The 8,769-nt window shown below is 68.9% G+C and carries 8 protein-coding genes; 2 read left to right on the forward strand and 6 right to left on the reverse strand.

The window, feature by feature from the left end; translation table 11 throughout:
- Positions 1–23: 23 nt before the first annotated feature.
- From FXO23_RS46300 to FXO23_RS46310, 3 genes are all read right to left on the reverse strand, one after another.
- The gene (locus FXO23_RS46300; protein ID WP_158894780.1) at positions 24–1,637 is read right to left on the reverse strand and encodes an alpha/beta fold hydrolase; all 1,614 of its coding nucleotides are present in this window, start codon (positions 1,635–1,637) and stop codon (positions 24–26) included.
- 30 nt (positions 1,638–1,667) lie between these two features.
- Positions 1,668–2,282 (reverse strand): DUF1345 domain-containing protein, encoded by a 615-nt coding sequence (locus FXO23_RS46305; protein ID WP_158894783.1) that lies wholly within the window; start codon positions 2,280–2,282, stop codon positions 1,668–1,670.
- Between the two features lie 493 nt (positions 2,283–2,775).
- A complete protein-coding gene (locus tag FXO23_RS46310) occupies positions 2,776–3,444 on the reverse strand; it encodes a response regulator (RefSeq protein ID WP_179957066.1) in 669 nt (222 codons plus the stop codon).
- A 375-nt stretch (positions 3,445–3,819) separates the two neighbouring features.
- Here FXO23_RS46310 and FXO23_RS46315 point away from each other — a divergent pair, with 375 nt between their 5' ends.
- Both FXO23_RS46315 and FXO23_RS46320 read left to right on the forward strand, forming a co-directional pair.
- Positions 3,820–4,794 (forward strand): DUF4436 family protein, encoded by a 975-nt coding sequence (locus FXO23_RS46315; protein WP_218952373.1) that lies wholly within the window; start codon positions 3,820–3,822, stop codon positions 4,792–4,794.
- Between the two features lie 10 nt (positions 4,795–4,804).
- Positions 4,805–6,418, forward strand: a complete 1,614-nt coding sequence (locus tag FXO23_RS46320; RefSeq protein ID WP_158894792.1) for a sensor histidine kinase — start codon at positions 4,805–4,807, stop codon at positions 6,416–6,418.
- On the opposite strand, the gene FXO23_RS46325 is transcribed toward FXO23_RS46320, so the two are convergent.
- The 3 genes from FXO23_RS46325 to FXO23_RS46335 form a co-directional block, all read right to left on the reverse strand.
- Positions 6,387–6,713, reverse strand: a complete 327-nt coding sequence (locus FXO23_RS46325) for a response regulator transcription factor (protein WP_158894794.1) — start codon at positions 6,711–6,713, stop codon at positions 6,387–6,389. The two genes, FXO23_RS46320 and FXO23_RS46325, sit on opposite strands and share 32 nt — an antisense overlap.
- Complete coding sequence (locus FXO23_RS46330; protein ID WP_158894797.1) at positions 6,710–7,084, reverse strand: DUF5684 domain-containing protein; 375 nt, start codon at positions 7,082–7,084, stop codon at positions 6,710–6,712. Before FXO23_RS46330 ends, FXO23_RS46325 begins: the two co-directional genes overlap by 4 nt.
- A 183-nt stretch (positions 7,085–7,267) precedes the next feature.
- Complete coding sequence (locus FXO23_RS46335) at positions 7,268–8,515, reverse strand: sensor histidine kinase (RefSeq protein WP_158894800.1); 1,248 nt, start codon at positions 8,513–8,515, stop codon at positions 7,268–7,270.
- Between the last annotated feature and the right edge of the window lie 254 nt (positions 8,516–8,769).

Genomic DNA, 8,769 nt, shown 5'->3' on the forward strand with positions numbered 1-8,769 from the left:
GGGCACGGTCCGGCGGGCGGGGATCAGCGCGCGGGGTGCGGCAGCACCGCGTGCACCAGTTGCTCGGCGATCCGGCCGAGGTCCGCGATCAGGTCCTCCACACCCGGCGCCGGGTCGGTGGGGATGGCCGCGGGCGGGTTGGTGGTGGCGCAGTCGGTCCGGCGCGGCGGCAGCTTCCCGTCGACCAGGTAGGCGTTCACCGCGTCGTTGACGCAGGCGTTGGTGTTGACCGGGATGTCCGGGTCGGAGGTGCCCATGGCGTACTGGGCGTGCTGTCCCTCGTCGTGCACCGCGATCAGCGAGCTGCCCAGGGTCTTGGCCATGGCTTCGCCGTTGACCAGCGGGGTCTGGGTGTCACCATCGGAGGCCAGCACCAGGCCCTGGGGGTAGGCCGCCAGGTCGATCTTGGGCAGCGGCTCGTTCTCGTGGCGGTGGAAGGCGCAGTTGTTCGGCGCCATCTGGGACACGGTGCCGCCGAACGGGAGGGTGTCCCGCACGCGCCGCATGTCGCGGTAGTAGTGGCCCAGGTCGGTGGGCCAGTCCCAGTCGCAGAGGACCGTGCGGTAGACGCCGTTCTCCGTCTTGGCCTGCTTCTCGAGCTGGTCCGCCGCCGCGACCGCGCGCCGGTTGCTCTCGACCAGCGCCGGGTCGGCGCCCGGCAGGTCGAGGGCGGCCAGGGTTTTCTGCAGTTGCTTGGCCAGCGGCGCCCAGGTCTGCCGGTAGCGGGTGTACTGGCCGATCGCCGTGTCGAGCTGGGTCTGGTTCTCGATTCCGCCGACCGGTTTGGCGGCCAGCGCGTCGGCCAGTTTGTCGATGTCGGCCCGGACCTTCGCACGCGTGTCGCCCAGGTGGAAGGTGCCGTCGCGGCGCGCGGTCCAGTCCGCCCACTTGTCGAAGTTGGCCTTGATCGTGTCGACCACGTCGTAGGCCTGGTCGTGCCAGGTGGTGCCCGGGTCGAGGGAGGAGTCCAGCACGCTTCGGTCGAGGTGCTCGGGGAAGAGCTGGCCGTAGACCGCGCCCAGCCAGGTGCCGTAGGACACCCCGAGATAGTTGATCTTCTCCTCGCGCAGTGCCTGGCGGACTTGGTCCATGTCGCGGGCGGTGTTCGGGGTGGTCACGTGGCGCCGGAACTCGCCGCCACCGCGCTGGCAGCCCGCCTCCCACTGCCGCTCGTTCTCCGCGATCCGGCGGAAGTCGGCGTCGCTGGGCCGGGTCGATTCCTCGGGTTCGTGGCCGCCCGGCTTCTCGCACTTGAGCGGGGTGGAGCCGCCCAGCCCGCGCACGTCGATCCCGATGATGTCGTAGGCCCCGGCGATCGGCTGATCGGCGTAGGCGGTGGGCAGGTCGCGGCCCGCTCCGCCGGAGCCGCCGGGGTTGGTGAGCAGCACCCCCCTGCGGTGCCGCGGATCCTTGGCCTTCAACCGGCTGATCGCGAGCTTGATCCGCGTGCCGTCCGGATGGTCGTAGTCCATCGGCACCTCGAGCGTGGCGCACTCCAGACCCTGCAACTCCTCCCCTTCGCACGGCGCCCACGACAATCCCTGCGCACCGGTCGCGGACCCCGAGAGCACCACCGCGACCGTGGCGCCCACCGCGACCACGCTCACCCCTGCGATGAGCTTCTTCTGATGAACCATCTCTTACCTTTCAAATGTGTTGAACTGCTGCTACTTGCCGCTGAGCACGCCGACGGCGATGCCGACGATGGCGGTGTTGTAGAGGAACGAGAGAACGCTGTGCGCGAGCACCCGAAGCCGTATCGCCGAGCCTTGAGTCTCCACATCGGACACCGCGAACGAAGTGCCGAGCGTGAAGGAGAAGTACGCGAAGTCCACCAAGGTGGGCCGGTCGGTGCCGGGGAAAACCATGACCTGCTCGGGCAGGGCCGCGTAGAAATCCCGCGCGTAGCGCTCGGCGTATCCGAAATGCAGAATGCCCCACGCCAGCACCACCGCGGGGACGCCGAAGAGCTTGCCCACGATCGCCTCGAACTCGTCGTCGCTGCCCAGCACGATCATCAGGCCCGCGGAGATACCGGCAAGACTGGTGAACAGCGTGAACACCAGGCCGCTCCGCCGCCCGAGCGTGTTCCGTAGCCACGCGGCGTCCCGTTGCCCCGCGGAGCGCTTCAGGCGTGCCAGCCGCACGGCCAGGTACACGAGCGCGAGCAGGTCCCACAGGACCACGTAGGCGACGTCAACGTAGACGAACACGGCGATCCCCGGCAGGACCAGCGCCGCCTCGACGATGCGGGAGGCGATCAGCGAAATGAGACCGAACACGATCACTTCCTTGGCGAGACCGGCGAGGGAGTACGCGTACCGCCGGCGGGCACGGAGATGGCGGGTTTCCGCGCAGCCGTGCCTGCTCCCGGCGGATCACCGGGTGCCGTACGAAGATCTCCGTGGTCAGCACACCCAGCGCCAGCTTCACCCACAGCGGACGCCACGCGCTTCGGCCCGCGGCGGGTGCGTGTCCCGGCGCCGCCGCAACGCACGGCGACGCGGGAAACGAAACCGCCGAGGAGCCCTTCGGCGGAATCACCACGCTGACCGCCACCGCGGCCGCCCCGAACGCTCCCGCGGCAAAAACTCTGAAACGCATGTCACGCCTTCACCAGTTCATTTCCCAGAACCGTTGCCGACCTTCCGAACGCGGCGTCGGCAAGGGCGACGGTAACGATCGAGGAGCCCGGCGCGAAGGGGCGAAAGAAACCGCGCCGTGCCTGATTTCGTGGGCGAGAAGTGTTGACTTTCGAAAGCGTCCGGCGGGCGGTCAGGCGCGGTTGCCGGGCCGCTGGGCCGGTCCCGCGTCGCGCACGAGCAGCGCGGCCTGGACCCGGTTCGCGCAGCCGAGTTTGCCCAGCAGGCGGCTGACGTAGGTCTTGATGCTCGCCTCGCGCATCCGCAGCCGGGCCCCGATGTCCGCGTTGGACAGTCCCTCACCCAGCAACCACAGCACATCCTGCTCACGGGGAGTGAGCCTGGCGATCAGCTGCTTGGCCTTCTCTCGCCGGGCCCGATCCGTCGTGGTGATCATTCCCACCACCCGGCCGGTGACCGACGGTGACAAATAGGTATCGCCATTGTGGACGGTACGGATGCCCCGCAGCAGTTCCTCGGCGGCCGACCGCTTGAGCAGGAACCCGGAAGCGCCCGCCTCCAGCGCGGTGGCGATGTTGTAGTCCTCGTCGAACGTGGTCAGCACGATCACCCGGGCCCCCGGCGCGACCTCCCGCAACCGGGGGATCGCCGCGAGCCCGCCCATGCCCGGCATGCGCAGGTCCAGCAGCACGACATCCGGCCGCTCCCGCACCGCGAGGTCGATCGCCTCGGCACCGCTCCCGGCTTCCGCGACGACGGTGATGTCCTCGGCCGCGGACAGGATGGTGGAGATCCCCGCCCGCAGCAGGGGCTCGTCGTCGGCGATGAGTATCCGGATCACGGTGCCCTCATGAGGTCGTCGGCGGGCATTCCCGCTGGCCATGACGAGAAGTGAGTCTAGCGGGCCGACCGGCGAGCGCGATGCCGACGCACGAAAAGAACCCGGAAACCGCGCCACACCACGTCATTCATCGAAAGTCACCCGCCGCCATCAACGAAAGTCAACACTGCCCCGTTATCTTTCTCCGACTCGACGCGCACCGGAGTGCGGGTAACTCGCGAACGAATTGTCACGGCCGTTATACATTCGGACGAGGAATCGTCCGCGAATTCGCGGACCGCTAGGGTGTTCACCCGCGGCGGTGACCGCATCCTTTTTTTCCCACTCCTGAACAGATCGTGGAGGTTCCCGATGAACAGTCGCCGTTCTCGGCGCGTGCCCGCATCCGCGAAAAAGATTCTGATCGCGGTCGTGATCGTGCTGCTGACCGTGGGAAGCGTGGCCACGTACTTCGCGGAGCGCCGTCAAGGACAGAGCGCCACGGTCGCCGGGGACACCCGCTCGCCGAACCGAGTGGACCTGACCCTGCTGGCGCAGAAGCTCGACCCGGCGACCATGCAACTGTCCACTCAGCTCGAGCTCGAGCCGCAAGGAACGTTCTCCGACAGCGGGGTCCCCTCCACGGACCTCACCGTCTACACCACCGGCACCAAAGGCGACGCCCCGGTGTTCAAAGCGGGACAGATGCCCGGTCAGGTCGACCTCAAACTGCCGCTGTGGGACGGCACGCTGGCCGACTACCCGTTCGACAGCTACCGCACCGGCGTCGCGCTCTACGTCGCCACCGCGGACGGCATCCCCGTCCCGGCGAGCGTCACCTTCGTGAACGCCGACTCGTTCTTCCGGTTCACCAACGAAGAGACCACCGCTGACGAGGGCGGGGCGTCACTGTTCGTGCACGCCTCGCGGTCGACCGGGACGCTGGCCTTCGCGCTGTTCGCCATGCTGCTGATGTGGCTGATGAGCCTGATGGCCGTGCTCGCCGCCTGGTTCGTCATCTCCGGCCGCAAGGGCCTGCTGTGGCCCTCGATGAGCTTCATGGGCGTGGTCCTGTTCGCGCTGATCCCGCTGCGCAACACGATGCCCGGCCAGCCGCCGATCGGGTCGCTGCTGGACTTCGGCGCGTTCTTCCTCGCCGAAGCGCTGATCGCGCTCTCGCTGATCACCACCGTGATCGTCGGATACCGGGTGGAACGCAGCGAAGACGGACCGTCCGCCGAGCCACCCACCGCGACCACCAGCGAGCCCGAGCAGCCACCGCACGATCCGCCCACCGAGATCATCAAGCCCGCGACCATCACCCCGGGCGCGCCAGGTGAGCCCCCAACCGAATTCGGCCGAGGCGATTAGGGTGACGCGGGTGGTTCGACTCCTCACCGCCCTGTGGCGGCGGCCGGTCGAGTTCGTCCGGGACACCGTCGACCGGGCACGCACGGCCTCCCTCCGCGGCATCCGGGCCGAGGTCGTGCTGATCGTGGTCTGCGTCGCGATCGACGCGGCCGGTGCCGGACTGGTCGACGAACGCCCCGGCTGGCAGATCATCGGGCTCGCGGTCCTGTACATCGTGCTGTTGCTGCTGCGGCGGGCGCTCCCCGCCGTCGCGCTGGTCCTCGGCGTGCCTCTGCTGTACACATGGGACCTCAGCCTGGCCACCGGGCTCGTCCTGGTCTACTGGGCCGGCTACCGCATCATCCCCTGGCAACGAGCAGCTGCCGCGATCCTCCTCGCGATGGGTCTGATCGTCGTGCTCGCCATCGAGGACCAAGCGCCGTTCCTCGACGAGACCGCCGGGCTGGACCTGCTGTTGCTGGTCGCCCTGGGCGTGGTGCTGCCCTTCCTGATCGGACTGTACGCCGCCCAACGCCGCCAGCTCGCCCAAGCGCTGGCCTGGCAGGACCGGCAGATCCGGCGCGAACGCTCGCTGCTGGCAACCCAGGCCCGGCTGCGGGAGCGCAACCGCATCGCCCAGGACATGCACGACGGGCTCGGCCACCGGCTGAGCCTGATCTCCCTGCTCACCGGCGTCGTCGAGCAGCACCGGAACCTGCCCGCCGAACTCCGCGGCACCGTCGGCACGCTGCACACCACCGCGCACAACGCCATCGACGAACTCCGCGACACCGTCGGCGCACTGGCCCCCGACAACGACCCCGCCGACCGGCCCGGCGCCCACACGGCCGAGGGGATCCCCGCCCTCGTGGACGCGGCCCGCGCCGCCGGTACCGACGTCGGCTACCACCACCTCGACCCACCGCCGGAACTGACCGCGGCGGCCAGCCATGCCGCCTACCGGGTCGTCCAAGAAGGACTGACCAACGCACACAAACACGCCGCCGGAGCGAGCATCACCGTGTCGGTGACCTACGAACCCGACGCGATGCTGGTCGAGGTCCGCAACGGCCCACCAGCATCCCCCACCGGGCAGACCACGCCGGGCACCAAGCTCGGCCTCATCGGGCTCGCCGAGCGAGTCCGGCTCACCGGCGGGATGCTGCACTCCGGCGGCACCCCGGACGGCGGCTTCCGGATCGCCGCGATGCTCCCGTACGACCCGAACCAGTCATCGTCCACAGCGGACGAACCGGACGCCGGCCAGGACGCCCCGGAAACCACGCGCCGCCCCCGCGTCCACGCCGGCACGGGATTCCTGATCGCCGCGGCCGCGTGCTTCCTCGGCGTGCTGGCCCTGTTCGGCTGGCTGGCGGCCAACGAGGACTTCAACGCCCTACCGAGGTCCGTCTACGACTCCGTGTCCGTCGGCGACAGCGAAGCCACGGTCACCGAGGTCCTGCCCGAACCCACCGAACCCATGATCACCGACCTCCGCATCGGAGCCCCACCCGAACCCCCGAACTCGACCTGCCGCTACTACCTCTCCGACGAGGAGAGACGCACCACCATGGAAGTCTTCGTATTCCGCTTCTGCTTCGCCGACAACACCCTCATCGAAAAGCAGACCTATACCCAACCGTAACGCCGACGGTTTCCGGGTATTCGAGCGTCGTGTGCGAGCCGTGGAAGATGCCGGTGTGGTAGGCGATGGCGACCGCATGGGCTCTGTTGCGCGCGCCGAGCTTGCGCAGGATGGTCCGGACGTGCGAGCGGACGGTCTCCACGGATCGGTACTGGTTCTTCGCGATCTCGGCATTCTTCTGCCCGCGGGCGATGGCTTCGAGAATGTCGAGTTCGATCGCGGTGAGTGGGTGGCGATCTCCGGACCGTCCCCGGATGGGGCGGAAACGGTCACCGCTCCCGCCCCACGCCGTCATACCGCGGCAACCTGGCGCGGTGCGGCGGCAGCCGGGCCCTGGTACTGGGCGCCCCCGAAGCCGAGGATCGGGTAGCCGATGAAGCCGAACAGGAACAGTCCGAAGAAACCGAACGACGCCCCCTTGCCGTAGGACTTGGCGACGTTGACGGAGACGATGATGCCGACGACGATGTTCACCAGCGGAATGAGGAAGAGGATGATCCACCAGCCCGAGCGGCCCGCGATTTTGAGCAGGACGTAGAGGTCGTAGATCGGGATGATGGCGGCCCAGCCGGGACGGCCAGCCTTGCCGAACATCTTCCACATCCCGGCGATGGCCGGCACGGCCAGCGCGAGGCTGATCAGGGCGGTTGTGGTGTCGATGTCCACGGGTTCTCCTTTGTTATTCGGTCATTCGGCGCACGGCTGTCGACTGCGTGGAAGGTAGCGACCTACCGGTCATGTGGTGAAGGAGCGAAAGAAACCGGGCGAAGTCAGATTTGGTGAATGCCGGATGTCAACCTTCGAAAGCATTCCCAAGGAATCCACTAGCCGGAAAAATGTCGCCGCACGCTAGGTCGAAGGTTCTCCGACATCGCCGAGTGCATAGGGCAGGATGGCCGCGACCCGGAACCCGCCGTCGGGCGTGGGTTCCGCGTGCAGGATCCCCCCGGCGAGCCGGACGCGTTCGTTCAGCCCGATCAGGCCCAGCCTGGTGCCGGGCGGCGCCGGCCGGGCGTCCGGTGCGGGCGGGTCGTTGCGGACCTCCACCAGCAGGGCGTCGGGCTCGTAGTTGACCGAGACGGCGATGGGCGCTCCGGTGGCGTGCTTGTGCGCGTTGGTCAGTCCTTCCTGGACCAACCGATATGCGGCGCGGCTGACCGCCGCGGGCAGTTCCCGCGGCACGCCGTTGCGGCGGAAGTCCACTCGCGACCCGGCCACCCGCGACCCCTCGACCAGTTGGGGCAGGGCGTCGACGGTGTGCGGGCCCAGTTCGTCGTTCCCCGCGGCCTCGGGCGCGAGCGCGCCGACCATCGCGGCCAAGTCCACCACCGCGGCGAGCGCGGTCCGGTGCAGGCTGTGCACCATGGTCCGCGCACTCGCCGGCAGATCCGCCTCGACCTGCAAGGCGCCGGTCAGTACCGAAAGCAGGCTCAGCTGATGCCCCAGCCCGTCGTGCATGTCCCGCGCGATCCGGCCCCGCTCACGCAACCGGGCCTGCCGAACCATCAGGGACCGCTCGCGCCGCAGTTGCGCCTCGACCCGCGCCGAGGCCGTCGCCAGCCTCCGCCGCTGCTCGGCATACCGGCCACTCACCAGCGGCAGCAGGACCACCACGGCGAACCCGGCCAACTCCCCCGCCGCACGGTCCGGCGCGGTCAGCACAAGGGAAGGCGGCAGGGACACCACCCACAGCAGCGCGCACACGACGACGGCGGCCACGATCCGCCATCGGCCCCCCGGGTGGCGTCCGGCCGACCAGGCGCACACCGCCGCGGCCACGGCGCCTAACTGCGGCGGGCAAAGTATAAGAAGGAACACCGCCGCGCACAGTGCCGCCCGCGGAACGCTCGACCGCAGCACCACCAGCGCCGCGATCACCACGATCGGAACGGCATCGGGCAGATCGGGGCGACCGCCGGTCCGCACCAGCCCCACCGCCACCTCACCCGCGATCACCGCGACGACCAGAGACGCCTGACGCGCCACCACCCCCGGCGTCAGCCCGCGCAGGTCGTCGGCCACCGCGCGCAGGAACTCCGCGGCACTTCGTTGCGCGGTCGCCACCAGTCCGCGCACGAACTCCGGAAACCTACGCACGAAAAGACCCTAGAAAGCGCGTTCCCGATCTGTCGTCAGCCGGAAGTCACTCAAACTCGTCGGCAAAAGTTGACAAAGCCCGTCATCTTTCTTCAACAAGGGACGGAAGCGCGACGCGAACGCCGACGGTGACGGAACGAGCGGGCCACCTCCCGCATGACCCGGGCGGCCAGGTAGCCGAGTTCACCGGCCGGTACGGGACCGGCAGAGGAAGGGGGTGGAGGGTAGGTGTCTGGAACCGGAGGGCGTGCCTT

The organism is Amycolatopsis anabasis (assembly GCF_009765355.1).
In the GTDB taxonomy this organism is placed as follows: domain Bacteria; phylum Actinomycetota; class Actinomycetes; order Mycobacteriales; family Pseudonocardiaceae; genus Amycolatopsis; species Amycolatopsis anabasis.

Excerpts from the sequence above, each read along its gene's own strand:
- FXO23_RS46325 (WP_158894794.1), bottom strand. The coding sequence starts at position 6,713 with ATGACGGCGTGGGGCGGGAGCGGTGACCGTTTCCGCCCCATCCGGGGA.
- FXO23_RS46300 (WP_158894780.1), bottom strand. The coding sequence starts at position 1,637 with ATGGTTCATCAGAAGAAGCTCATCGCAGGGGTGAGCGTGGTCGCGGTG.